Origin of the sequence: Rhodococcus sp. USK13 (assembly GCF_018343855.1) — a bacterium.
In the GTDB taxonomy this organism is placed as follows: domain Bacteria; phylum Actinomycetota; class Actinomycetes; order Mycobacteriales; family Mycobacteriaceae; genus Rhodococcus_F; species Rhodococcus_F oxybenzonivorans.
Window position 1 is genome coordinate 46,503 of record NZ_CP069243.1, and the last position, 23,990, is coordinate 70,492.

A 23,990-nucleotide genomic window follows, 5' to 3' on the forward strand; every position below is an offset into this window, starting at 1 on the left:
CACGCGCTGCCCGATGTGCGCAGCCACCCGAGCAGCGTCCATAGACAGCGGAACCCAGCCGACCGGGCATGTGCAGTGTTGTCATGAGGAACCAATTGTCAGCGAAAGGGGATAGGCGGTGGGGGAGTCGAACCAGCGGGCCCACGTGTTCGTCATGGTGTCGTACTGGTGGAGCCGTGGCGATGACCTCGCGAACTATCAGCTCGGACACATCTTGTCTCAGACAGAGTGTTGGAGTGGCGATATCACCGACGCGCAAGCAGTCGACCGCGCCTTACGGGTCGCCGCCGACAATCCAGCGCTCCTGGTGGAACTCGACGAGTGGTGGCAGATGGTCGCCGCCCGTCGCAACGGCAACAACACACAGAACCCCGGCCGCAGCCTGAGCGGAGCTATCGGATACCTCACCGACCGGCTCGACGCCGACCCGATTACACCGGACGCAATCGAAGAATGCCGCCGCCAGATAGCGGTTCTAGATCGTCAGATCATCAAGGCGAAGAACTTGCCTGAGCTAACCCACCCCGATGTCGAAATGCTTACCCTGCTGGCCCGTTACATGGAAGCGCGGTCACGGGTGTTGGCATTGAACGCCGACCGGTGAACCAACCGCCCGAACTCTCGGCGAACTTGGAACTTGTGTTGAATCGCCGCTTGTTTCGTGGTCTGGTGGGCGTTGCGGGCTTTCCCCGAGTCCGCTCAGGGCGCTCTGCCTCCCCCCGGTGAGCGCGCCGGACGCGCCCCAGCTGTAGATCGGCTGGGGCGCGTCCCCAATACCGGGAGTCCGGAATGCAGTCGAGAGCGCGGGCGGCTGGTGGACCGCTCAGGCAAGCAGACGTCGAAGGCAACACGCCATGACCGCTTTCCGCCGAGGAGCCAGCATTGAACAGAAAGGACGTCACGCACGCACTGTGGTGGAACTTTTGTTCCGCTCAGAGCCCCGGCTTATCGGGCGTAAACCACCGGTCGGCCTGAGGTTGAGGTCCTGAACATGGCGGTATTCGTATCGTTGCGAGACAACCTCGGCAGAAGAACGTTCGGTGACCACCGTTCGCCGCGTCCTCGCATCCACAGACCTCCCAGCCGACAAGGCAGGTCCCGCCAACTAGGCGATGCCCGTTTGGGCATAGGTCAGGGGAGGGTTCCACGGCCATCACCCCTCCATTATCGCACATACGTTCGAACGTATGTCTTCGGCGCATCCGCCCTCACGGGGTCGGACGAGCGGCATAACGCCAGTTCAAAGCATTGAAACCCTCGCCCGGCGGCTGCCCGCGGAGCACAATCGGCAAATGAGCGAAGTTGGGAGGCAGCCGATCGCTCCGATGTTGGCAACTCTCGGGCTCCCGCCGGAGAGTGAGGGCTGGGCCACTGAGTTCAAATGGGATGGGTGCCGAAGTATTGTCACGACCTGCGGTGATTCTCCGGTTTTGTGGTCCAGAAGCGGGAACAGCGTCGAACAGTCCTACCCCGAGGTTGTGGCAGCGTTAGCGGCTGCAGTGGGGGAGCGGAAGGTTGTCCTCGATGGCGAGCTCGTTGCTCTCGACCACGGCCGGCCGTCTTTCGGACGACTGCAACATCGAATGAACGTGACGCGGCCGACCGCGTCGCTGTGCCGGCGCTTCGCGGTCACCTTTTACGCCTTCGACCTTCTGTCGGCCGACGGGGTGGATCTGACCCGTGAGTCGTACCTCGACCGCCGTGCCGCGCTTGCCGCCCTAAACCTTCCCGGCCCACGGCTGCAGGTGCCGCCGCACTGGGTGGATGTGGACAGCCGGACCATGCTCGAAGTGGCACGTCAGCACGCGCTCGAAGGGTGTGTGTTCAAGAAGGTCACCTCGATCTACCTGCCCGGCGCCCGGTCGAGATCGTGGGTGAAGTCCGTCATCCGGCGAAGGGCCTCCCTGTTGGTTGGTGGGTGGAGCGCTGGGTCAGGTATGCAGCGAAACGTGGTGGGATCGTTGCTGCTCGGCGCCTATGATCTTTCCGGCGATCTCGTTTATGTCGGCCATGTGGGAACTGGATTTACGAACTCCATGCGGCGGCAGCTTCGGGACCGGCTCGTCGAGTGGGAACGTCCGACGAGTCCATTCCGTGGCTTTGACCAGTACTCGAAGGGTGTGCACTGGACGGAATCGCGCCTGGTGGTCGACGTAGAGTATCGAGAATTCACCGGAGCAGGCCTCAGGCACCCGTCATTCAAAGGGATCAGGGCCGACGTCTCGCACCATGATGTTCAGTGGCATCTATTGCTTTGAAGCGACATCATCAGAGGCCGTGAGCGGGCAGGCTCGAATCATGGCGAAACGCGAGATCAGGATCTACCTAACTATTCCAGGTGAACCCGGAGATACCGCGCAAGATATACGCAGACGCAGGAAACGCCGTGTGCGCGAGTTGTTCCAGCGGGCCCGCGACTGGATGAACATGAAAGCGATGGCCGAGCCGGATCGGTTCGATTACGAAATCGCTCATGACCACCAACGTTCCGACCTCGGCCAACAAATGAACGACCGCTGGGATGTGTACGGAAAAGAGACTCGGTGGAGTTGATCGGCGTCAGGGATGAACTGGACAAGGAAGCCGCTGGCTCCAGATGGAGTCAGCGGCTTCGTTCCTTCCCGGCACGCTTCGCAATGAAGGTCTGACCGGTCAGGATGACGGTGCCGCCATATCGCCTCTCGGCATGTGGTCGCTCGCGGCGACGATTCTGATGTGGTACCCGGGGTATGCGCGACACCGTCCACCCCTTCAACGGCTATGGCAACAGTGATATTCCCATCGGGGACATGTGTCTTTACAGGTCAGGTCACTTGTTGTGGGCTGGGTGATGCGTTAGCGCTCGACGTCGCGTGGGCAAGTATCGCTCCTGTGAGGCCTCCTCGGCGGGACACCAACTCGCCACGGTGAGACAACCGTGTGATCTGAGCACTCCCCATAGATACTTGATAGACCTTTCATCCCTGGGTTTGTAGTTATGCGCCAACAGTGGCAAACTAGCCAACTAGCAGGAATGGTGCATAACCGAGCCTCCAAGCCCTAGGGGTATAGAAATGCTGCATATCAAGTTGACCAGGGCTGTGAAAGCCACTGATCCGACTGACCCTTTGCCTCGGGAGTTCTATGGATGGGATGAGCGCAGAACTCTTCAGGAGAACTGGGACGCCAACCGTGGGTACTGGGCACTCGGGGCGCGCGCCGACCTCCAGGATTACGTCCTGTTGTCTTACAACGAAACCGGCGAAGTCGTCATGGCTGCGAAGATCAGAACCATTGTCGACGCGGAAGGGAAACCGAACCGGCGAATCATTGAAGGTGACCTCCTCGCGGAAGGTCACCCCGTTCACGACACCTACGTCGGTCACCGTGCACCCGAAAAGTCGCTCAGCGCGCGCAATCCGATCACCTACATCGACGACAACACTCCAGGCTTCGGGCGCCCATGCCTGTGCGGATGCGGCACAGAAATCCATGGAGCCCTCTTCGTTCCTGGTCACGACCAAGCTGCGCTACATCAGAGAATCGCCAAAATCGGTTCAATCGCCAACTTCCTCGAGTGGTTCGACAAGACCACCAACACCGAAGCGAACTTCGACACGAATGCCCCGACGGTGCTCAGGGGCGTTGGACGAATAGACCTGACTGTGTACCCGGACGGACGAATCGACTTGAAATTCGATCCCACGAAACCGGGCACACCACTTACGGAATAGCAACGCAGAGCCGCCGGTACGAATACGGCCACTGCTCCCCATCTTCGCTTGGCAACAAAAATGACCTGATACATAGACCGCAAAGGAGGGGACATGTCATCTCCCCAGTACTCTGCCCTCATGTGTCGGTCGAAATCACATGGAGCCCGGCGGTGCCCAGGATGCGGTAGCTACGGCGCCGCAGCGAAAGCGAACGCAAACCGTCGACACGGCCGCAACGCCCGAAAGAAAGTCGTCGACCACCTCAAAGAGCAAGGCCTGACGGAAACAGCGGCCGCAGTACAGTCGGCACCGCCGAGCATCCTGCCGGAACTGATGGCCGCCTTGGGAATCGACAAATCTGTCCTCGGTGACATCCCGATGCCGAGTACCCACGCCAACCCGCCGTCGGCGAAACTCCTGATCGCCCATGCCGAAGCCGAACGCGCGAAGCTAAAGGGCCCGCAGATGACCTCAGCGCAGGCCGCCCTCGACGAAGCAGAGCAACGCGTCCTCGACGTCGATGCCGAGGCCGAGGAAGCGCGCAAGGCAGTCAACCGAATTCGAGCCCGGCTCCGGAAGGCAAAGAAGGCCGCCGAAGACGGTACCGGTTCATCAGACGACATCGCAGCGAAGCAGAAGGATCTCGACGACGCGAAACAGGCTTACCTGGACGCGAAGCGCCGGCAGGTCGAGGTTCGAGAAGACCTAGCGGCCGCGAAGTTCGGTCTGCGCGAGGACATGGCCACCGGCGCCGAGCGCGACGCATACTACGCATCCCTGTCCGACGACGAGATCGACGCGATCGCCCGATCGGTGAACCGCCGCGCCGCACCAGAAGCGGCGAAGGCGCTCACCGAAGGTGGACAGCCGACCCTGGCATCGACACCGCGGGACACCAGTGTCTACACCGCCGGCACCATCGCGATGGAAACCGGGTCCGGCGTCACCGAGGTCGAGGGCCGCATCCTCGACGGCGGCACCGCGATCTACCGGCGCGGCTCCTCGGATTTCTTGATCCTGCAGCGCAAGGGCGACGCCTACCATCCGGTGGGCCAGGCCACCGGTAAGAACGATGCGCTCGCGAAGGCCAATCGCATCCCGAAACTGACCGATCCTGATCCGCTGCCCGCGAACGCCACCGAGCTGCAGAAACAGGCGCACGCGATGAAGGGCGACGTGGGGCTCGAAGTCGCCCGCAAGGCCGTTGACGGATATGCGTCGACTCCGGCCGCGCAGCAGGCCGTCATCGACGAGGAGATGGCCGAGGCGAAGGACAAGTTGACCGACTCCGCCGGGGGCGGCCCGGTCCGCGCGGACATCCACGACGGCATCAAACGGCATCGGCGGACGCTACGGCAACAGTCTGCAGTGCAGGCGGGCGAGCAGGCACGCGCGAAGGCCCTCGCCGATGGCGCCAACAAGGCGGAGGCCGACGCCGCCTACGCCAAGGCCCACCGGCGGGCTCTGGGTACACCGACAATCGGTGGCGGCACGATTCCGCACTTCGAGCACGACATCCCACCGCAGAGTCTCGGCGCGGACAAGCACGCCAGCCTCTGGCGCAGCGGAATCCGCGCCTATGGCAGGGAGACTGCCGACGACTACGCCGTGATCTCTCAACGGGCCGGCGACTTGAAGTCGTGGGGCTTCCAGGTCGGGCCGGGTGGCCAGGTGCAAACGTCGAACATCGGGGCGCTGACCACCTCCAACACGGCGTTCGTGCAGAAGGTATTGAGCTACAAGGAACGCAGTGCCCTGACGACCTACACCGGCGGCAGCTACCGCTCGATCAACGCGGCCATCACCGGCCGCGATGCCAACCCCTCCGGGCACGTGAAGACCGTGGTGTCCCAGTTGGACTCGGCGTTCGACAAGTTCCGTGCGCACAACCCGAACAAGACGCCGATGACTCTGGTCCGCGGCACCCAAGTTCCCAGCGGGTGGAAAGGCACCACCGAGGAGTACATCGACTCGGCCTTCACCGTCGGGTCGCGGATGGAGATCGGCAAGGTCACCAGTTTCAGCACCAACCACAGCACCGCCCACAACTTCGCCGGCCACCCGCCGTACATGATGGTCGTCCGCACCCGCGACGGCCTGCCCGTCAAGTCCATCTCGAACTTTTCGTCCGAGGATGAGGTCGTCCTGCCGATGGGGACCCACCTGCGGTGCGTGAAGGTCGACCATCACGGGATCAGCGGCCGGCCAACGGTCTATATGGTCGCCGAGGACTTAGTCGCCGAGGCCGAAGACGGTGACGGTTCCGCCACCAAGGCTGCATAAACTGCCGTGTACCAGCAAAAATGACACGTCCCCTCCCCGGAGGGGCGAGACGGAAGGACCCCACGATGGCCGCACTGAACGACGAGCAGCTCGACGAGATCCGTCGGCACCTCGATGAAGGCATGACCCCCGACGCGATCGCCGACTACCTCGGCCGCGTCGCCGACCTCGACCTCATGGACATCGTCACCATCCGGTCAGCGGCGGTTGCCCTCTCGCGGGGGGAGACCCCGTGACAGTGACACCCTCGATCAACCCCGACGCGGCACCAACCGAGGACAGTGCCATCCGGTACGCCAATGCACTGACCGGCCTCGCCGCCGGCGACGCGTGGGGGTATCAGGTCGAATTCACCAGCTACGCACAGATGCCGGCCTACCCGGTCGCCCCGCCATCCGGGCAGTGGGTGCTCTCCGATGACACGCAGATGACCCTCGCCGTGCACCACGCGCTGGTCGAGGTCACCGACTTCGGCGACATCGACGCGGTCACCGACGCGATCACCCGGCACTTCCTCCTCTGGCAGGTCGACCCCGACAACACCCGCGCCCCCGGCCGCACCTGCATGACCTCGTTGAGGAACCTGCGCGCCGGCGCTCGCTGGTACGACACGGACGGGGCCGTCGAATCCGCCGGCTGCGGGGCAGTGATGCGTTTGGTCCCAGTCGCATTCGCCCCCGAGCCCTACTGGCTGGGGCTGACCGCTCTGCAGGCCGTGATCACACACAAGCACCCGCGCGCTGTCGTCCCGGCGCTGCTCCTCGCCGACGCAACCCGCCACGCCCCCGAACGCCGCGGCCGGTTCCTCGAACACGCCCTGACTGCGGCCACACAGATCTACAACGGCACCAGCACCTGGACCGAGGACTCCTACCTGCGCGATGTCCTCGCCCCGATCACCGGGGACGTGTCGTCTTACCTGGTAGACGGTCTGAATGACGGCACCTGCGAGATCCTCACCCACGCAGCGGAACGCCTCGAACAACTACGCACCCTTCCGCCGGCCGACTTCGGCGACCCATGTGCGGGAATCGGTCAAGGCTGGGAGTCGGCCAGCGCCGTCGCTCTCGCCCTGCTGGTCGCGGACCTGGGAACCGCAGAGGATGAGGCCGCCCTCACGGGACCCGAGGCCCTCGCCTGGGCATCGACCAGCAACGGCGACTCCGACTCCATCGCGTGCATCGCCGGCGGGCTTATCGGCGCAGCCCATACCGCCGAGGACTACTGGAACAGCGCCGGCATGAACCCGCTCTTCGAGCCCCGCTACTCCGCCGAACTCGCCGCCGCGGCGATCCGGCCTCCGGGAACACCGAACACCCGGTGACCACAGACCCTGGGCCGAACAGGGTAAGCGGTCTTGACCAGGGGATACGACACGTTCCTGAGTCGCCGCAGGCGCCGCTAGCCCCCATAGAGCGGATAAGTACCCATATGGGCACAGCTGTTGCGTTGGTCGACGAGGCAGGCAGCGCCGGATCCGGAACATACCCGCGCAACGATTCGGTCAGTCGACCATTGGGACAGTGGTTTCGGGCTGGCCGTCGACGGAAGACAGAGGATAGTGCGGACAGGTGACCACCTGACTGGGCACCGGGATGGCACGCCGGGCGGTGTCGAGGTAAAGGCGATACGCGAACTGTCCGCTCCGGTGGGTTCCGGTATCCGGGTCGACAGCGCCGAGAAAGTAACCACTCGTGGAGTCGACGGTCGAGAAGATTGCCCGAGCCCACTCATTGGGCTCCGCCGGCGGCAGATGCCGCGGTTGTCCCGTCGACGCATCAACGGTACGTACGACGACTGTGACCACGGTCCCGGCCGACGCCGGAACCCACGCCTCGGCCGCGACATCGAACGGTGCGGTAGACGTGTGAATGCGCAACTCGACATTCGTTCCGGTCCGAGCCCTCGCCGTGACACTGTGTGGATTCGCCGCGCCGTCCTCAGCTACTAGGTCCGGCAGCGACTCGTGAGAGTCAGCGTGGATTCTGCCGAGGTCAGCGGACATACCGGTAAGCGTACGTGCAGCACACGGGGTCGGCAGGGGCGGCGTAGTTCCATATCGATACTGCTCGCGGAGCTAAATCAGCATGATGGGCGATCGGTGACCCCTGTCCGTGAGGGCCCGCCGATGGCACGCGTGTGCAGGAGCTCACCCCTTGTGTTGGGAAGTGGCTCGTATGCCATGTCCGATGTGGAGGCTCACCATGACTCCGGGTCCCCCGGCATGGCGCCGGGATTGCACATAACAATGTGGCATTGTAAAGTTCTGCCGAAGGGTTCTTACTGAGGGGGATACGTGATGTACGACTTGCCGATGGCCAATCTGACGGCGGCACTAGAGCAGATCGACAAGGCCAACGCCCGTCTGGCGCGCAACAACATCGCCGAACGGTTCACCTACGCCCTCGACCCCTACACCCACGAGGAGACCAACGCCCTCGGCATCACGATCGCACAGGAGCGGGTGCGCCTGACCTTGTCCGCGCCGCGAATCGGGTTCGGCGGCTGGGTGTTCATTGCCCGCCTGGTCGAGGAGGAGGCGGGTTACGTCACCTTCTGCGCTCCCGGCCAGAACCTGGACGGATGGAGCCGCCCGGAGACCCCGCACTGCGACTACTGCGACAAGTCCCGCCGCCGCGCCAAGTTGTACGTGCTGCGCCACACCGAAACCGGTGAGATCAAGCAGGTCGGCGCCAGCTGCATCACGTTGTTCCTCGGGGTGAAGGTCGCCGGACTGTGGACCCTCGAATACGACCTGGATGAGCACCTGCCCGCCCTGGGCGGGCAGGAGTGGGGTGAACCGGCAGCCGGTGGGGACCGGTCGCTGCACAAGCTCGACACCATCGCCCTGGCACTGGCCTTCTCCGAAGGCGGGCGCGGCTACATCTCCCGTGCCAGAGCCCGTGACCGCGAGATTCCCGCAACCGCCGACACCATCGCGACCGCCGTGTGGGGACTGGCGTCCATCCGCAACCAGGCAGTGCGCCGTGAACTCGAAGACGGCGTAGCGAAGGCCCACCGAATCAAGGCTGAGCAGCCCGAGCTGATCGACGCCGTCCTCGCCTCCGCCGAGACCGTCGACCCGACCACCGATTACGGGATGAACCTGCGCACCCTGCTCGCCGGAGAATACGTCTCGGCGAAGTCAGTGGGTATCGCCGCATCGCTGGTCGCGGTCTACGCCCGGCAGCAGCAGTACGCCGCTGAACGCGCCACCATCGTCCCCGGTTTCGTCGCGCCGAAGGGTGCCAAGGTCGCCGACCTCGACGCCACCGTGACCGTCTCCCGCATCATCGACGGCCATTACGGATCCAAGACCCTGCTCGTTCTCCGCACCGACGGCAACCAGCTGATCAAGTGGTTCGCCTCCGGTGCGCGAGACTACGAGCCCGGCCAGCGGGTGCGGATCCTGCGCGCCACCGTCAAAGACCACGAGACGTTCCGCGACCAGGACCAGACCGTCGTCACCCGCGCCAAGCTCGACACCCTCGAACCCGCCGCCTGACATACGGCACCAACCCCACACCGCGTGCCCGGCCTCGACGAGATGACCCCGACGCCGCCGATGACGCGCGCCCACCTCCCGCCACCGACAAGGACCCGCCATGCCTGCGCTGATTCGCCCGACCTACCGCTACACCGACCCGACTCTGACTCCGCCCGCGCCGGGCGGAGCCCTGATCATGGAAGTTGGCCTGGTGTTCTCCCGCCCCGGAATCGGCCCGAAGGGCGGTGGCCAGCACGGCGGTGTCCCGCTCTCCGTCGGCCCGACCACCACGCTGTTGCGCCGGCACGACGGCATCGAGATGCGGTTGCCGAACACCGATCTGCTGCTCTGGAATTCCCCGTTTCTGATCGCCGGTCACCGACACGGCGTCTTCGACCTGCGGCACCGTCCGGGTTGGGAATGGCTGGGTTGGACGCTCGCCGACCACGTCATGCACGACCACCACACGAATGTCACCACAGGACTGGCGCACGGCGTCGTCCCTGTCACCGCGGGTGAGCCGGCCCCCGTTGGTAGTGATTCCTTGTGGGGCACGAAAGACTGCTGTACCGATGCCGGCCGGTGCCCTTTACCTCGGCTCTTACCACCGGCTGTGCCAGAAGGCGGCCGTTCGGCTCACCCCACGTAAGCACATTCGCATCCTGTCCGGGCTGCACGGGTTGCTCAACCTCGACACCGTGACCGCCCCGTACGAGATGCGGCTGGGCGAGCTCGGCTCGATTACCGCCGACACCGTTCACGAGCAGGCCGCTGCACATGGTTTGCTCGATACCGACGACGTGATCGTCCTCCGGTCGCGACTACAGCCGGATCGTCACCGCGGTCTTCCCACACGCCCGCACTCCACTCGCGGGTTGCCGCGGCATCGGAGAACAGCAACAACGCCTCGCGCACATCGCTGCCATAGGCGTGGCCGCTATCGATGCGGCAGAGTCGCATCCGAAGTCGGCATGACCCAGAAACGTCGGAGTCGCGCGATAGATTCGAACGAGGACGCCGCACGTCTGGACTTGTGGGGGCAAGAATGCTGACGGTTTCCTATCTCGTGCTGGGCGGGCCTTAAGCCGGTTGGTGACTGGAGGAATCGCGGTCGAGGGCCGCCCAGTGGCCGCAGGTTAACTTCGCCGCTGCCCCCGCCTGAGATTTCCGTTCAGGGGACGGGCCATATTCGCAGTTCAGGGGCGTAACAGGGCTGGATTACGGCGCTGGGATGCGGGAGTCGACGAAGCGGCGGATTACGTTGTCCCATCCCATCGACGCGAGAAGTTGAGCTGCGGCGGTCCGTGAGGTGAGAGCTCGGAGCGTGTCTACGTCAGGGTCGGCGCCGTCTCCCAGGACATCGTCGATCCGCAGGCAGTCCACATAGCCGTAGTTCGTCCAGGGCTCGACATGGTTGTCCCAGTCAGCGGTATCAGCAAACGGTCCACCAAGTCTTAGCTTCCCGCTTCGGTGAATCATCACGTACCGGGGCACTACCTGCATTGCCTCAGTAGCTCTGGCCAGGCGCTCCGCCGGATCAGCGGCCGAATCCATACTGTCGAAGCGGCGATCGAAGGAGGATGTCTTGACCGTCGCGATCTGAACCAAAGCTCGCACATACAGCCATCGCACACGTTCTATCGATTCTGCCCACGCTGAATCCTCATCGGCGCATGAGAACACGTTCTTGAGTGCGGGCGCCAACAATGTCGTCCCCACCCGCTCGTGGTCTGCGACCAACTCACCATCGACAACGAACTGGTCGCCATGAGGTCTGATCGTCGTGATGGTCGCGACTGCACGGACCACATCACCGGGACCGGCGACGAACAACTCTCGTTCAGGGTGGGTGCCGACGTCGCCCGGAAATGGGCCACGACCTCGGGACAGATACTCCTGCTGGGTCAGATCAGGCCGGAAGCCGATTTCGGCAACGCCCAATGGATGATCGAGCACATCTCGCGGTTCACCAAGCCGCAATCGCAACGTCACAGACAATCCCCGATTCTTCTCCGACGCAATGCCGAAGAACGCTCGAATCATAGCTTTTGACCTGCGATGACGCCGATTCGGTCTAGGTGTACCAAGAGTGCGGGAACGCGACGAACACGGACTGTAGCGTGCCTCGAATTCCGCTGAAAACCGCTTCCCGCAGTAGGGTCACAGGCACCTGTATGAACGACCGAGGGGGGCCGGTGGCTAGTTCTGCATCTGAGGAGGGCATCTCTCCTGGAGCACGCGACTTCTGGGACCGTAGCTTCATCGGCCGCCTCGCACTGTTCGAGAGGCTACGGCAGCAACCGGCAATCGAATTCCACACCGAAAGAGCCGGTCCCGGGTTCTGGTCGGTAGTCGGATACGACGATGTCGTGGCGGTCAGCCGGAATCCGGATGTCTTCTCCTCGGCCGAAGGCTTCACGATCGATGATGTGCCGCCCGAGATCCGCGAGTTCGCCATGTCAATGATCGCGATGGACGATCCCAGGCACCACCACCTGCGAGGAATCGTGCAATCCGCGTTTACCGCTGCCTCAGTGCGCGGCATCACCGATCGATTGCGCGCCTACGCAATTCAACTCGCAGCCGATCTCCCCCGCGACCAGGTCTTCGACTTCGTTCCGGACGTCGCAACCCGACTACCAGTACAGGTCATCTGCGAGCTGATCGGAATCCCAGACAACGACCGGCCGATGATCGTGCAATCAGCGGCCGACGTCGTGTCAGGGGGGAGCGAACAGGAATTTGCGACCGCCCCGGGCGGCGCCGCCGGCCTTCTCCAGATCTACGGTTACGCACTCGAGCTGGGGGAGAAGCGCAAGACAAACCCAGGCGATGACTTGACCTCGCGCCTGATGACCACCACTGTCGACGGGCAGCACCTCACCCCTGCGGAATTCGGCTCCTTCGTCATTCTGCTGATCACCGCCGGTTTCGACACGACGCGTCAAGCTCTGGCCTGGGCCCTGCATCTTCTCAGCGAACACCCCGATCAGAAAGAACTGCTGCTCGCCGACTTCGCCGGCCGCATCGACAACACGATCGATGAGGTCATTCGCCTGTCCTCCCCGGTGCCCTACATGCGCCGGACCGCGACCGTCGATACCGAACTCGGAGGAGCCGAGATCGCGGCGGGAGACAAAGTCGTGATGTGGTACCTATCCGCGAACCACGACGAACGTGTTTTCGAGGCCCCTGGCCGGTTCAACATCTTGCGAGACAACGCTGGCAAACACCTCGGCTTCGGTGCGAAAGATATCCATCACTGCTTGGGCATGAACCTCGCACGGATGGAATTGCGTGTGATGCTGGAAGAGCTGTTCACCGCCCATCCCAGAATTCGGGCGACCGGCAAGCCCGAATTGATGCTGTCGGCCTTCGTCAGTGGGATTAGATCGCTGCCCACAATCGCATAGCCCAGGGGACGTGCCATCTGTGCAGGTCGGCGACCTGTAAGGGCGCTCTGCGCCATCGCCGTCTGGAGTCGGAGTGGAGCGGCCGCGGTGACATCCGGTGCTGCCCGAAACGCGTCGGTGCAGTGAACTACGGGAGTATGGGAACATATGTTCTAATACGTCGTGTGTGGGAGGTGCCATGGGGGCCGGACCAACGGTCGACCCGAGGGCCGACCGTATCGAGCAATTGCGTCGACGCATGGATGCGATCCCGGCGCGCTCGGCCGGCCCACCGCGGCTCACTCCTGTCGAGCCGGCCGCACCGGACCCCGCCCGGACCCCGCCCTCGTCGCTGCGGACCCTTCCCGTCCCTGCCCCGCTCGCGCAGCTGCTGCCGCACGGCGGCCTCGTGCGGGGCTCGGTCGTTCAGATCGCCGGCGCAGCGTCCCTCAAGGCCGGCCTGATCGCATCGGTGACCGGTGCTGGTGGTTGGGCGGCGGTCGTGGGATGCCCGGATCTCGGACTGCTCGCCGCAGCCGAGATGGGTGCCGATCTGAGCCGCTGCGCCGTCATTCCGAACCCAGGGGAGGATCCGGTGGCCGTTGCGGCGGTCCTCGTCGACGGCCTCGATCTCGTCGTCTTGTCCCTTGGAGATCTCAACGCCCCACCCAGTCGCGTCCGCGCGGTCACTGCCCGAGCTCGCCGCAACGGCACTGTGCTCGTGGTCGACGGGCAATGGCCGAACGTCGACCTTCGTCTGGGCGCGAAGGTCTCCCGCTACAAAGGACTCGGGCGGGCCCACGGCCGCGTAACCGGCATCGACCTCGACGTCGAAGCGACACCCCGCGGACAGCTGCCGCACCGAGCCCAGGTAACCATCTCGGGTAGTCGTGGTGTAGCCGCATGGACGACCGCAGAGGCTGAGGTCCCTGCATCACACCGCGAGTCGACACTGAGGATCGCCCAATGAGCAGGCGAAGCGGCCTCGAAGACTGGGCCGAGCCGTTCCCCGGCGCGCCCATCCTTCGCCGACTCGACACCCCCACTGAGGTCGTCGTCGACATCGCCCACACCCTTCCTGGTCCCGCAGGCTTCACCCGCGCCGACACGCTTCCGCTCCGGGTCCGCGCGGGCGGAATCCTCCTTGAATCCACGATGCCCGGAACCCTGCATGCCTGGCTCCGAATTGCGGACGGGCGGTGGCTCGCCCAAGTCTGTGTGCCTGCCAGCTCAGCGAATGGCTGCAGTCAGCTGGACCTGTGGTTGTGGGTCGAATCCGCCAACCTCACCCGCCGGTAGGTCGGTAATAAACTTCTGACCGGGCTAAATGGCATGTCCCCTTATTGGTCGTAGGGTGGGCCTTCGACCGACATCAACGCCGAAGCGTGGTCTCGCGGGCGGGATACGGCCGACTAGTGCGCGGTTCACGCTATTCAGTGCCGCAGCGGTTGTAGTGGACTGGAGCGCTGGGAATTACAGCGTGGACCGGCAGCGTATCAATGCAACGCTACGATGTAAGGTAATGTGTCAGGCAAACAACCAGGAGTAGCGAAATGCTTCCGAACGATTGCAACGCCCCAGATCCCGCGGACCTCTGCTCCCGCTTCCCGAGAACGCATTCCGCCGAGGAGCTGCTTCCGCTGCCCGTCAAGACGCCTATTCATGTGAGCGACACCGCTCGACGGTTGGCTATCGCGCCCCAGATCGGGGACGTTCTCGCTGGCCGCCGAACGGTCCTGCTTGATCCTGCTGCCGACACACCTGCTGCGGTACCGATGCAGCGGGATGCGACGGACGCTGATCGATGAAGCGCGCTGCCTACTGGGGCTGGGCCGCGGCCAGCACCGTCCCGGAGGCCTTGCAGAAAGCTTTGGACGTCGCGACGTCGACGATGTACCAAGACCTCGGCGCCGAAGCGCAACCAGTAAATACGTCCCACACCACAACGATTCTCACCGACGAAGTTCGTGAAGACCCCGGCCTCCTCAAGTCACTGCTCGGAGGCTCGCCGGCAACGGTGAGTCGTGAAGATCAAGCGTTGGTCACTGTCGTACTCATCGGGGAAGTCTGGTAGTCAGTCGCACTCTCATCTCGGTCCGCACGGCGCAGGACCGCGCCGAATCCGGTACGTGCGTGGATGGCCCCTCCCTGCTTCCGCAGGAAGAGATGCTGGCGTGATCCTCCTGGCCTGACTCCACGCGAATGACCGGCGAGCGCGGGGCTCTGCCTCTGGAGACGGGGTTATTCAGGTGCTCGGCAGCACACTGCATGCAAGAGATTCGGCTGATATTGTGATCGCGCGCTCCCACCCGGGAGTTTCCTGAGGCTTGTTCAGTTCGGCTTCAGATGTGGCAACGAACGTGTGGCGGAGCTGTATCCGATGCCGCACCCGTCACCCCGGGTGAATCAAATTGTCGAGTAGATCCCGATCCGATGCTCAGTGGTCAGCCGCTGCCCGTGATGCGTGCGCAGTCCCGCTCCCATCCTGGCTAAACGCCCTGGCACCGACACCGGATCTGCGCAGCGGCGGCAAAGGACCCGCCGGAAATCTGGACGGAGATCGATGAGTCACGAGCCATCGAGAAGCCAGGACACTTACGGAGGATCAATGCAGGAAAAGCGAGTTACTCAGGACGATCGGCAGCGAAGCCGCGACTTCAAGGTCGCGCTATTCGGGTCGAGGACCCGTCTACCTGATGCGGCACATGAGGACTCCGCTGCGAACCACGGCTCACCCTCGGACCGCCGAGGTTGATTGTCCCCTCTGACGGCGAAGGCCCCGTTACTCATTGTGTGGGTGCGGGCGGTTGCCGCGGCTGAGCCGCGTGTGTGTACGCGTTCGCGCCCCAGTGCCCCCGGTGCTGGGGCGGATTGCGTTCCATCGACCAGCCATTCTTCCGGCGCTGGGTCTTCCCCTTCCGAACCAGTTCCGGACAAACCATCCTCACGGAGAATGACAGCGATGACCGAGACCACCAGCATGGGCCGCGTCCCTGTCGGCGATCCGATCCCGCTCCGCTTCGATCCGCAGGTCAAGCAGCGACTCGACGAGGTGGCCGCCGGGATCGGGCCGCGTCGCTTCGGCGCTCTGGTGCGGGTGGCCGCCCACCGCCTCCTCGCCGACCCGGACCGCGTACCTACTGCACTCGATGAGTACCGTCGCGTCTCCGCCGCCGCCCGGAGCCTGCCACGGGTGGAAATAGTCTTCGATCTGGATCCGGTAACCGACCGGCGCCTCGAGGAGCTGGCCCGGGCCCATCACACCAAACGCAGCGCGATCCTCCGCGTCGCCGCACACCGCTTTCTCGCCGCGGCGGGCCGATTCCGTCCCTACGTGCTTCGGGAGGACGCTCGCGGCGATCTCACCTGCCGAACCCGCCTGCACGTCAACCGCTCCACGCTCGACCGGCTGGACCGGCTGACCGGCCGCAACGGGGACGTCTGCACCTCCGCCGCGCTGCGGGTCGCACTGCGCCGGCTCCTCGACGACCCCGGCGACCTCACTACCGACCTGGCCGCGATCGGGGCGGTCCGGGACCTGGCACCGGAGGTCTTCGGCCCGCGCACGAATGTGCACTTCGATGAGGAACTGCGCGATCAGCTCGACGCCCTCGCCCGCCAACTGGGGTCCGATCGCGGCGAACTGATGCGCCTGGCCGCCCACCGGCTCCTGGCCCATCCGCGGGACCTCGAGCAGGCGGTGACCGAGGAGATCTACCGGGGGGAGTCGAACCGCGGTCAGCTCCTAGCCCGCAACGAACGCCGCAAAACCACCGCGGCCGGCGCTGTGCCCGCCGGAGCGGTGAAGGCGCCGTCCCCGGCGGGGCGCCCGTTCGGGAAGCCGCACTCGTTCCTGGTGGATGAGGACACCAAACGCCGACTGCACGAGCTCGCCGACGAGTACGGGCCCCGCCGGGTCTCGGCGCTGGTGCGCGTGGGGATCCGCCGACTCCTCGACAACCCAGGCAACCTGGCGGCCGACCTCACCACCGTTGCCCCCGTGCACGATCTGCGGCCCGAGCCGCCCAAGGCCAGGATCGCTGTCGCTCTCGATGACGAACTCCTGGTGCACCTCGACGCCCTCGCCGGCCGGCTCGGCTCGACCCGGCAGGAACTGGTGTATCTGGCCGCCACACGCATCCTGCGCCAGCACACCGGCATCGAAACCTGCATGCTCGACGAGATGTACCGAGCTCCGGGCAACCGGCAGAAACTGATCACCAGACATGCCCGCCGCGAGCGAAGACGCCGGACTGGCCACGGCGATGCCGACTGACCTGCGCGAATTGTGTGCGGGTCGGGCCCGCACCACCGGAGGATCCCCTGTCTCGGTTTCTGCGCCCGGCCCTCATCGCGACCACCGCGGCCGCCCTGTCCCTGACCGCGCCACGCACGCGCAGCACCACCACCCGACGCACCCGGGTGCACAGTGCACAGGTTCGTCCTCGGCGGCATGTCGACGTGTGCCCCGGGTTCGGCGAATACCCATCAGGTGGAGATGGTGTGCCGGATCTTCGGATTTCCCGCCAACCTGTACTACGCGTGGGGACCGGAGGTGCCCACGTTCCTGCCCTCCCTCGCCCTGTGCCCACCGCTGAGCTACGGGTTCACAGCGACCGTCCACACCCGATAGCCATGCTCTGACCTGCGGAATGACACGTCCCAGGACCTGATCCCCCAGTGAAGGCGCGACCGCCAGTAGGGGCATCGATCTGCAGCGTTTCCCCGAGCTTGTCCAGGGAGTTTCCGATCGTGTTCCTCGTGCGAGTCCTCCGCGCGGAAGAAGCTCCGCGATCGGAGAGGGCACGGGATCGCAGCGTGGTCTGAGCGGTGGCCACAATCGGTGTCGGCTCGTCGACGGACCGCAGCATCACCGCAGGCATAGCCGGTTCCGTACCGTCGGATCGGGCGGGAATCGCCGCCATATTCCGACGCAGCTGTTCGAGCTTTTGCGCCTTACTGAGCGCGTCCGAGGCGGGCGCGGTGCGGTATTCGTTGTCTATCTTCACGACCTCCCTGTCGTGTCCGGCCGGTTGGCGTTGAGTCGTCCCGCCTCTGATCCCTCATTCCGCGAGATGCGTCGGAGCGTCCAGGCGCCGACCGCGAGCAGGCCCGTCATGGTGGCGACGAGGAGGACCTTGAGGATGGTCGAGACGTCCGAGGTGATCGCGGCGTAGATCAGGATGGGGCAGGCGACGATGACGAGGGCGAGAGCCCATTCGCGTATCCGCCAGGGGTTGCTGGATCGTTGAGCGACGGGTCCGCCGAGCAGACCTCCGGCGAGCAAGACTCCAAGCCCCACCGTAAATGCGGTGTTCATACTCCCCCTCTGTGTCTGTCACGCCCGGTTTGATCGGGATGTTGCGCGATGGCCTCACTCTGAGGTGCTAGCAGGCCTGCTTCACACTGAGGTCGCGTTCTTGGGCGGAAGGTCGATGTGGGTCCCCTCGGTCAGCGTGAGTCCAGCGCCGAGGACTGGGCTGTTAATGACGTTCGCGCGTACGAACTCGATCTGGGCGGTCAGGTTCGCTCGCAGCGCGGTGAGTTCGTCGGCCATCCTTTGAGTTTCGGCCGTGGCGAGCTCGTTGCGAGTGATCTGCGTGTACGCCTGGTGAAGGCTCGCCTGCTGCTCTTCGAGCTGGTCGAGGGTCGTCATCTGCTTGATCAGTCGATCCAGCGGTGCGAGTTCGTCGCGGTACGCCAGCAGGGCGGCAACTCGGTTCACGAGGCTGGCCCGCATCTCGTCGATCAGTCCGGTGCTGCGTTCGACTGCCCGGCGGAGGCGCTCGACGTCCGGGCCTTCATCCTCAAGAACCTCCGGGTCGATGGCGGCCGAGAGCTGTTGCTTGTCCAAGAGTGCCGCGCTGCTCGCGATCTCGAACCGTTCCCGCCCGAGGTCCAGCCGGATTCGGTGTTCGTCGAGCAGTGGCGACTTCCACGCTGCGCTTTTGCGGATGTCGGTGATGATTCGGTCTGCGACGTAGGCGATTCTTTTCTGCGTCGCGGGGTTGTTTCCGCGCTTCTGCCGGGAAACCCGTGCCCTTGTAGGCCTCCTCGATCGCTATGCGTTCGTCCGTGGTCAGGTGCAAGGGATGATGGGCGGCGCGTCGACCGCGAGCGGCGGCCGCGATGCCCAGACCCGTGGGAAGAAGGAACGGAATGGTCGTCGTCAGCGGACTCGGTTCCCCTTGCGCCGCGACGATCGCGATGGCGCACAGCAGGGACACGAGAGACAGAACGGCCAGGGCCGCGGTCGTTCCCCACCCGGACTTCGGCGCCCACGCCCAGTGATCGTTGACGCCAGCCTTTTTGCGTTCGTCGAGTTTGCGGGTCAGTTCCGGTGTGAGCGAACTCCGGTCGAGCCGCTTCAGGTCGCTGAGCTTGTAGCTGGTCGCATAGTCATATTCGGAGATACCGGGAATGAGCTTCTCGACTTCCGTCGATGACACCACTGAAGCCGGCCGACCGCGCTCGAGACCGCTGCCGGTCACCGGTGCCGACTCATCGCCGTTCTCCTTGCCGTTGCCGTCCATCGTCTCCCCCTCGTGTGTTGTCGGTGCACTTGTTCAGGCTGTCGGGCTTTCCCAGCTGCGCAAGATTTCGGCGTGGTCCTCTGACAGTCGCAGCAGGTCAGCAACTTTGCGCTCTTCGGTTTCCCGCTCGGCGGCGATCACCGGTGCATACTTCCGCTGCGCTGCCTGCTTCGTGATCCCGCCCAGCGCCTCGCCGATCTCAGCCCAGCTGATCCCCCGCCGTCGGGCGAGGGCCACGATCTGCCCCAGTGTCCACTTGGCGAGATTCGTGGCCTCGTACTGGGTTCGGAGCGCTTCGACGACCTGTTCGTTCGTCGCGGATCCGCTGAAGCGCGTGACGTCGCCGGTATCGCTACGCTTTTCCATCCCACTCATGCGTCATCATTTTGCTGACCAGAGAGAGGTTTGTCAACATTATGATGACAAACGTGGGTGTTCGCTCGGTGTGGACTGAGTTTCAGCGGCTACGGGCGGTGAGCTCGACCCGTTGGCGGAGCGAGCCATCTGCGTGCGGAACCCATGCCCCCACAGGGGCCCACCGCCGCTTCCTGAGCGCTGTTCGAGCGGCGGTGCGGGCAACTGTCGGCAGATCACCGGATACGGCATCCAGTGTCCAGGTATCGAGCAGAGCGCCGTCACTGGTACGGATTTCGACCACTTGCGACTCTGATCGGCTCTGGAGGATCGCGACCGGGCGTTTGAGGCGATCGTGCTGGGCGATTGTGTGGAGCTCGCACACGTACACGATGGTGGGCAGTCCAGGGATGGTGGCTAGCAGTGAGGACAACAGCAGCAGCAGATCCGACCCGGTGGTCGAGACGAGAAGCTGGGCGGCGACGTAGAGGGCAGACACCGCCGCCATTCCCACCACGCCGAGCGCCCATGCGGCAGAGCGCGGAAGCCGGTGACCGCTGCGGTGGTCGGCGAGCATCACCGTGGACGCGACAACCGACACGCTCAACGCTGCCACTACCGCGGTTGCACCAGTATCTTCGTCGACCGCGAGTGCCACGCTGGCCATTCCGGCAACGAGCGCACCCATCACCACCGCCATCTCAGCAGCACCTACGACGACACCCACCACTTCCTCCCGCGTCCATGCCCCCCGGAAGACTGACGATCGCTCGCGCATCGGCACTGGTCCCCTCCCCATTTCTCGGGAGGAGCCTATCCGGGGCGCTGTCATACGAGGCCAGCCGGTGCAACCGCCCGCGGAGGGGCAGTGGAAGCCCTGGTCACCACGATCCTGACATCTACGTGTCGGCCCGAATGTGCGTTGACCTGGTGAGATGACACGTCCCCTTCTCTTTGGGGAGCGGTCAGAGGTTCCAGAGCCGGAGGAGGGCGGCCCGCAGGGTGGGGGAGACGATGCGGTGGTCGGTCCGCAGCCGCGGGTTGTGGTGCCCGAGATCGGCGAGCGTCTTCTCCGCGTCCGACAACCCGATGGGCTCCAAATCGATGCGGGTGCGGAGGAAGTGCGCGATGGCGCCGCGGGAACGGGGAATCGTCACGGCCTCGGAGTGCACCACGGCGGGCGGATGAACCCAGTCGTCGGTGACCTGGATCAGGACGTCACCGAGTTTCAGGTGGCCGGGCTCGTCGAGGCGGAACCATTCGAGCTGGTACCTCGCGGTCGGTCCGGCGTTACGCCGCTGGCGCCGTTGTTGGGTCGTCCATTCGCGTTGCTCGGACGCGCTGGGGTCGTACTCTTCGGTCTGCCACACGAACATCCGGGGCACCGGTGAGGGAAGGAAGTCGGGTTCGGGCCGGATCCGGCCGGTCACCCCGGGAATGGTGAGCGCCCGCCCCTTCGCCCACTCGGCGTTGGCGTTGTCCAGGAACGCCGCATCGACCTCGGTGATCTCGTCGATTGCGTCGATGAATGCGCCGGCGGCGGCGAGCAGGTCCGGGTCGTCGGTGATGATCACCGCTTCGTCGACGACGGTGGAGTTCTGCGAGGCGTTCGCGGAGCCGATGACCGCCCGACGGTCGGTGACGATCACCTTCGCGTGCAGGTTCGGTGAGGACAGCACCCGCACCCCGGCGCCCACGTAGTGGGCAAGCGCGGCCGGTGAGGTGGCATGCGCGCGCAGGGCCGCTTTCGAGGCGTTCACGACCAGGACGTCCCCGGTGTGCAGGGGAAGCAGGGTCGGGGCGTCCTGGCCGAGGTAGGCGATCGCGGCCCGGCGGAGGCCTTTCGTTCTGATCGCCGCGGTGATATGCGGCCAGGGGCTCGGCCCGTGGAATGTCGTCCCCATACCCGGGAACGGTAGCGCGGCCGCGAGACCCCAGGGGCCGGTAGCGCCCGATCACATCCCACGATCGGTGTCCCTGCACCCTCAGGCGTTGATGCCATCCAGGGCTTGTGAGATTCCAAAATGGCCCGCTGAGCTGGGTAGATGACACGTCCCCACCTCGTGCACCGGCGGGGGAAGTAATGCGACGAAACAGTGCAACCGGGTGGAAGCGTCTGCACGACAGGGTCTCCCCGCTTGTTCTATACAACGTTACGTTGTAAAGTCGGTTTCCGAACAGTCCGCGGTGACATTCACCCGGCTTACCTCACGCACTCTGTGGAAAAGGAACCCGCACTTGATGATTGCTTGCTCTGACCTCTCGGTGAACCTCGACGAGCCCACACCGAAAGTCGAAGGCATAGGTTGTCCTCATCGGGCTCGATTGACCTGAATTGTCCCCGCATTCGCCCCTTGATTCAGAAGCTTCACAACCAAGTCTCCTCCGAAGACGAGCGCCCCGGTGGGGAACCTGTGGCAGGTCCCGATAGTCGGCGCCAGCGCATGTCCGGCAGCAGCCTGGCGCTCGTACCTGGCTCGGCAACACGCTGCCGTGGCCGCTACCCGCGAACGCTTGGCCGAGTTGACCGGCACACAGCTCGTCACTGACGAACGGGCAGACACTCTCAGGTGATTGCGTCGGGTTAGTAGCTTGCCCGGCATGGGAACCTGCACCGAGGCAAAGTGGCGTCCCAGCGCCTGCCGGCGGCAGTCGGACCTCGTTCCGTAAGCGGATCCCTCCGCGGTTCAGTCGGAGTCGCCGAATCGGACCCAGGTTACCCCGTCGACCAGGGTGGCAGAGGGGAAGTGCGGTTGGTCGAACGGTGTGTAGCCGACCGCATATGCCGCCATGCTTGCCCGAGGGTCGTCGAACTCTCGCAGGTGTCGTGCGCGGAGACCGTCGAGGTCGATGTCGAACGCGATCTTCTTGTCTCCGTCGACCAGATGCCAGGTGTAGCGGACGACGACCCGGTCGCGGCCGTGCAGGCTCACCTCCTCGAAGGTGAACCATCGGCGATCACCCATCCGGCCGAGCCGGTCGGCGAAGGTGGCGGCAAGCTGGGAAACGAACTCGAATGCCCACACCTCGGGGGCGGGCGCTTGCGGGTGGGGCACCAGGTCAGCGTTGATCATGTCGCCGTGCCGGCGAAGGTAGGTGAGAAGCTCCCGATTCTCGGGGACGAGTTTCTCCGGGTAGGCACGGCGACCTCCACAGACGAGGAGCCACTTGAAGTCGCTGGGCGCGAGCCGGGGGGTGGGGGGATCGACGAACACGGCGAAGAACGCGGGACGGACCCGCAGCTGCGCCATGTCGTTGAGGACTCGGTACGCGTAGTCCGCCAGCTCACCCAACACCACCCGCACCCAGGCGATCTGCTCTCTTACCGGCAGATCCACCGCCCGAGACTTGATGTCGGGTTCCTCCGCGCTGCTGCCGGTGGAACGTGCGCTGATCGCCACCTGGATCATGCGGGTGGCGGCGGTTCTGTCGAACGTGCCCAGGAACTGGGGATCCTGCCATCCCAGGGACACCGTGACGCGCACGTCGGCCATCTCGACGCTCGGGGCGGTGAACGCCGGACCGACCTCATGCACCGGTGTGCGGTCGGGATCGGTTACGGCGGACAGGTAGTTGCGCATTGGTCCGAGCTCGACGTCACTTCGGCCGTGTATTACCGCAGCCAGCTGAGCGGGTGTTCGGTCCACGCCATCACACATGGTCCCTACTCTCGAGTTCCGCGGTGCGGCTCATCAGCCACGCGACCGTTTGCATTTGCTTGTGCTCGGGCATCGCGTATCGCTCCCAAAGACTCCATCCGGAGACGAAGAGAGCGAGTTTACACCCGAACCTCGATGCAACCCCTGCACGGACGGAGACTGCCGCCGCCCGTGCGCGAAAGCTTCAGCCAGACTGGATTCCGCCGCTTGCGGCAATGACTCCGCCCCAGCCCAGTTCCAAGAGCGAGCCGCGACCGCCGGGGCAAGGTGACGGCAGTCGGTGCTTGTTCCGGAAGCGGATCCTCATCCGGGGGTGGAACCCGGACGCAACGTGGTGGCTGAACAACGACGTCGCTCACGTCGAGGTCGAGCCAGCGTTGTGGCGACGATGCGACGACCGCTGGGTACGAGTCTGAGCCCCCGAGAAGGATCGCTGATGGGCAATCCCGTACTGCGTGTTCGTTCCGAACTGCCGGCTCAAGTTCTCCAAGGCATTCGAGGCTTGGGCAGGGAGTGAAACCACTACCGTTATGTCGTGGCGTGGTTGCTATTTCTTGCGCTCGGAGTCGTGGCATTGGTCGCGCGTG

Annotated in this window: 26 protein-coding genes; 17 read left to right on the forward strand and 9 right to left on the reverse strand. The window is 64.6% G+C overall.

Translation table 11 applies throughout. The features are described 5' to 3' along the window. The first annotated feature begins 154 nt into the window (after positions 1–154). The 7 genes from JQT59_RS35830 (at position 155) to JQT59_RS35860 (ending at position 7,302) form a co-directional block, all read left to right on the forward strand. Positions 155–604 carry a hypothetical protein gene (locus JQT59_RS35830; RefSeq protein ID WP_213578603.1) on the forward strand — a complete coding sequence of 150 codons (450 nt, stop codon included), beginning with the start codon at positions 155–157 and terminating at the stop codon, positions 602–604. Between the two features lie 721 nt (positions 605–1,325). After that, the gene (locus JQT59_RS35835) at positions 1,326–2,258 is read left to right on the forward strand and encodes an ATP-dependent DNA ligase (RefSeq protein ID WP_349307043.1); all 933 of its coding nucleotides are present in this window, start codon (positions 1,326–1,328) and stop codon (positions 2,256–2,258) included. Positions 2,259–2,298: 40 nt separating this feature from the next. Continuing rightward, entirely contained in the window at positions 2,299–2,553 is a 255-nt protein-coding gene (locus tag JQT59_RS35840) for a hypothetical protein (protein WP_213578498.1), read from the forward strand. 500 nt (positions 2,554–3,053) lie between these two features. Next, a complete protein-coding gene (locus tag JQT59_RS35845; RefSeq protein ID WP_213578499.1) occupies positions 3,054–3,713 on the forward strand; it encodes a hypothetical protein in 660 nt (219 codons plus the stop codon). A gap of 315 nt (positions 3,714–4,028) precedes the next feature. Further along, a complete protein-coding gene (locus JQT59_RS35850; RefSeq protein ID WP_249354707.1) occupies positions 4,029–5,978 on the forward strand; it encodes an ADP-ribosyltransferase in 1,950 nt (649 codons plus the stop codon). Between the two features lie 65 nt (positions 5,979–6,043). Then, positions 6,044–6,214: a helix-turn-helix domain-containing protein gene (locus tag JQT59_RS35855; RefSeq protein WP_005574598.1), complete on the forward strand. Its 171-nt coding sequence runs from the start codon at positions 6,044–6,046 to the stop codon at positions 6,212–6,214. Further along, positions 6,211–7,302 carry an ADP-ribosylglycohydrolase family protein gene (locus JQT59_RS35860; RefSeq protein WP_249354708.1) on the forward strand — a complete coding sequence of 364 codons (1,092 nt, stop codon included), beginning with the start codon at positions 6,211–6,213 and terminating at the stop codon, positions 7,300–7,302. Before JQT59_RS35855 ends, JQT59_RS35860 begins: the two co-directional genes overlap by 4 nt. Positions 7,303–7,482: 180 nt before the next feature. On the opposite strand, the gene JQT59_RS35865 is transcribed toward JQT59_RS35860, so the two are convergent. Next, complete coding sequence (locus tag JQT59_RS35865; protein ID WP_213578500.1) at positions 7,483–7,983, reverse strand: N-formylglutamate amidohydrolase; 501 nt, start codon at positions 7,981–7,983, stop codon at positions 7,483–7,485. Between the two features lie 309 nt (positions 7,984–8,292). On the opposite strand from JQT59_RS35865, the gene JQT59_RS35870 reads away from it, so the two are divergent. From JQT59_RS35870 to JQT59_RS38115, 3 genes are all read left to right on the forward strand, one after another. After that, complete coding sequence (locus JQT59_RS35870; RefSeq protein WP_249354709.1) at positions 8,293–9,483, forward strand: hypothetical protein; 1,191 nt, start codon at positions 8,293–8,295, stop codon at positions 9,481–9,483. A gap of 100 nt (positions 9,484–9,583) precedes the next feature. Next, positions 9,584–10,114, forward strand: coding sequence for a hypothetical protein (locus tag JQT59_RS37520; RefSeq protein ID WP_249354710.1), 531 nt, complete (start codon positions 9,584–9,586; stop codon positions 10,112–10,114). Beyond that, positions 10,038–10,517, forward strand: coding sequence for a DUF6884 domain-containing protein (locus tag JQT59_RS38115; RefSeq protein WP_349307044.1), 480 nt, complete (start codon positions 10,038–10,040; stop codon positions 10,515–10,517). Before JQT59_RS37520 ends, JQT59_RS38115 begins: the two co-directional genes overlap by 77 nt. 166 nt (positions 10,518–10,683) lie before the next feature. On the opposite strand, the gene JQT59_RS35880 is transcribed toward JQT59_RS38115, so the two are convergent. Further along, entirely contained in the window at positions 10,684–11,457 is a 774-nt protein-coding gene (locus JQT59_RS35880) for a hypothetical protein (protein WP_213578613.1), read from the reverse strand. A gap of 203 nt (positions 11,458–11,660) precedes the next feature. Here JQT59_RS35880 and JQT59_RS35885 point away from each other — a divergent pair, with 203 nt between their 5' ends. The 7 genes from JQT59_RS35885 to JQT59_RS35915 all read left to right on the forward strand — a co-directional run bounded on the left by JQT59_RS35885 (position 11,661) and on the right by JQT59_RS35915 (position 17,490). Next, positions 11,661–12,878 carry a cytochrome P450 gene (locus JQT59_RS35885; RefSeq protein WP_213578501.1) on the forward strand — a complete coding sequence of 406 codons (1,218 nt, stop codon included), beginning with the start codon at positions 11,661–11,663 and terminating at the stop codon, positions 12,876–12,878. A gap of 178 nt (positions 12,879–13,056) precedes the next feature. Beyond that, complete coding sequence (imuA', locus tag JQT59_RS35890; RefSeq protein ID WP_249354711.1) at positions 13,057–13,827, forward strand: DnaE2-dependent mutagenesis accessory factor ImuA'; 771 nt, start codon at positions 13,057–13,059, stop codon at positions 13,825–13,827. Continuing rightward, complete coding sequence (locus JQT59_RS35895; protein WP_213578503.1) at positions 13,824–14,156, forward strand: hypothetical protein; 333 nt, start codon at positions 13,824–13,826, stop codon at positions 14,154–14,156. The genes imuA' and JQT59_RS35895 overlap by 4 nt, the downstream gene beginning before the upstream one ends. 254 nt (positions 14,157–14,410) lie before the next feature. Further along, positions 14,411–14,665, forward strand: coding sequence for a hypothetical protein (locus JQT59_RS35900; RefSeq protein ID WP_213578621.1), 255 nt, complete (start codon positions 14,411–14,413; stop codon positions 14,663–14,665). After that, a complete protein-coding gene (locus tag JQT59_RS35905) occupies positions 14,662–14,931 on the forward strand; it encodes a hypothetical protein (protein WP_213578505.1) in 270 nt (89 codons plus the stop codon). Before JQT59_RS35900 ends, JQT59_RS35905 begins: the two co-directional genes overlap by 4 nt. An 888-nt stretch (positions 14,932–15,819) precedes the next feature. Next, complete coding sequence (locus JQT59_RS35910) at positions 15,820–17,133, forward strand: ribbon-helix-helix domain-containing protein (RefSeq protein WP_213578507.1); 1,314 nt, start codon at positions 15,820–15,822, stop codon at positions 17,131–17,133. A gap of 153 nt (positions 17,134–17,286) precedes the next feature. After that, positions 17,287–17,490: a hypothetical protein gene (locus JQT59_RS35915; RefSeq protein WP_249354717.1), complete on the forward strand. Its 204-nt coding sequence runs from the start codon at positions 17,287–17,289 to the stop codon at positions 17,488–17,490. A gap of 372 nt (positions 17,491–17,862) precedes the next feature. Here the strand turns inward: JQT59_RS35915 and JQT59_RS35920 are convergent, their stop codons facing one another. The 7 genes from JQT59_RS35920 to JQT59_RS35950 form a co-directional block, all read right to left on the reverse strand. Continuing rightward, positions 17,863–18,177, reverse strand: a complete 315-nt coding sequence (locus JQT59_RS35920; RefSeq protein ID WP_213578509.1) for a hypothetical protein — start codon at positions 18,175–18,177, stop codon at positions 17,863–17,865. Positions 18,178–18,258: 81 nt separating this feature from the next. Continuing rightward, on the reverse strand, positions 18,259–18,711 hold the full coding sequence (locus JQT59_RS35925) for a hypothetical protein (protein WP_213578511.1): 453 nt from the start codon (positions 18,709–18,711) through the stop codon (positions 18,259–18,261). Next, positions 18,665–19,390, reverse strand: coding sequence for a hypothetical protein (locus tag JQT59_RS35930; RefSeq protein WP_213578513.1), 726 nt, complete (start codon positions 19,388–19,390; stop codon positions 18,665–18,667). Before JQT59_RS35930 ends, JQT59_RS35925 begins: the two co-directional genes overlap by 47 nt. A gap of 33 nt (positions 19,391–19,423) precedes the next feature. Continuing rightward, on the reverse strand, positions 19,424–19,765 hold the full coding sequence (locus JQT59_RS35935) for a hypothetical protein (RefSeq protein WP_213578515.1): 342 nt from the start codon (positions 19,763–19,765) through the stop codon (positions 19,424–19,426). Positions 19,766–19,847: 82 nt separating this feature from the next. Further along, a complete protein-coding gene (locus tag JQT59_RS35940) occupies positions 19,848–20,471 on the reverse strand; it encodes a hypothetical protein (RefSeq protein WP_213578517.1) in 624 nt (207 codons plus the stop codon). 238 nt (positions 20,472–20,709) lie between these two features. Continuing rightward, positions 20,710–21,648 (reverse strand): phospholipase D-like domain-containing protein, encoded by a 939-nt coding sequence (locus JQT59_RS35945; protein WP_213578518.1) that lies wholly within the window; start codon positions 21,646–21,648, stop codon positions 20,710–20,712. Positions 21,649–22,431: 783 nt separating this feature from the next. Beyond that, positions 22,432–23,391: a hypothetical protein gene (locus JQT59_RS35950; RefSeq protein ID WP_249354712.1), complete on the reverse strand. Its 960-nt coding sequence runs from the start codon at positions 23,389–23,391 to the stop codon at positions 22,432–22,434. Between the last annotated feature and the right edge of the window lie 599 nt (positions 23,392–23,990).

Coding starts and splice junctions, on each gene's coding strand:
- JQT59_RS35870 (WP_249354709.1), top strand. CDS start 8,293: ATGGCCAATCTGACGGCGGCACTAGAGCAGATCGACAAGGCCAACGCC.
- JQT59_RS35910 (WP_213578507.1), top strand. CDS start 15,820: ATGACCGAGACCACCAGCATGGGCCGCGTCCCTGTCGGCGATCCGATC.
- JQT59_RS35920 (WP_213578509.1), bottom strand. CDS start 18,177: ATGAACACCGCATTTACGGTGGGGCTTGGAGTCTTGCTCGCCGGAGGT.
- JQT59_RS35855 (WP_005574598.1), top strand. CDS start 6,044: ATGGCCGCACTGAACGACGAGCAGCTCGACGAGATCCGTCGGCACCTC.
- JQT59_RS35845 (WP_213578499.1), top strand. CDS start 3,054: ATGCTGCATATCAAGTTGACCAGGGCTGTGAAAGCCACTGATCCGACT.
- JQT59_RS35895 (WP_213578503.1), top strand. CDS start 13,824: ATGAGCAGGCGAAGCGGCCTCGAAGACTGGGCCGAGCCGTTCCCCGGC.
- imuA' (WP_249354711.1), top strand. CDS start 13,057: ATGGGGGCCGGACCAACGGTCGACCCGAGGGCCGACCGTATCGAGCAA.
- JQT59_RS35835 (WP_349307043.1), top strand. CDS start 1,326: ATGTTGGCAACTCTCGGGCTCCCGCCGGAGAGTGAGGGCTGGGCCACT.
- JQT59_RS35905 (WP_213578505.1), top strand. CDS start 14,662: ATGAAGCGCGCTGCCTACTGGGGCTGGGCCGCGGCCAGCACCGTCCCG.
- JQT59_RS35830 (WP_213578603.1), top strand. CDS start 155: ATGGTGTCGTACTGGTGGAGCCGTGGCGATGACCTCGCGAACTATCAG.
- JQT59_RS35900 (WP_213578621.1), top strand. CDS start 14,411: ATGCTTCCGAACGATTGCAACGCCCCAGATCCCGCGGACCTCTGCTCC.
- JQT59_RS35865 (WP_213578500.1), bottom strand. CDS start 7,983: ATGTCCGCTGACCTCGGCAGAATCCACGCTGACTCTCACGAGTCGCTG.
- JQT59_RS37520 (WP_249354710.1), top strand. CDS start 9,584: ATGCCTGCGCTGATTCGCCCGACCTACCGCTACACCGACCCGACTCTG.
- JQT59_RS35935 (WP_213578515.1), bottom strand. CDS start 19,765: ATGAGTGGGATGGAAAAGCGTAGCGATACCGGCGACGTCACGCGCTTC.
- JQT59_RS35930 (WP_213578513.1), bottom strand. CDS start 19,390: ATGGACGGCAACGGCAAGGAGAACGGCGATGAGTCGGCACCGGTGACC.
- JQT59_RS35945 (WP_213578518.1), bottom strand. CDS start 21,648: ATGGGGACGACATTCCACGGGCCGAGCCCCTGGCCGCATATCACCGCG.
- JQT59_RS38115 (WP_349307044.1), top strand. CDS start 10,038: ATGCCGGCCGGTGCCCTTTACCTCGGCTCTTACCACCGGCTGTGCCAG.
- JQT59_RS35840 (WP_213578498.1), top strand. CDS start 2,299: ATGGCGAAACGCGAGATCAGGATCTACCTAACTATTCCAGGTGAACCC.
- JQT59_RS35850 (WP_249354707.1), top strand. CDS start 4,029: ATGGCCGCCTTGGGAATCGACAAATCTGTCCTCGGTGACATCCCGATG.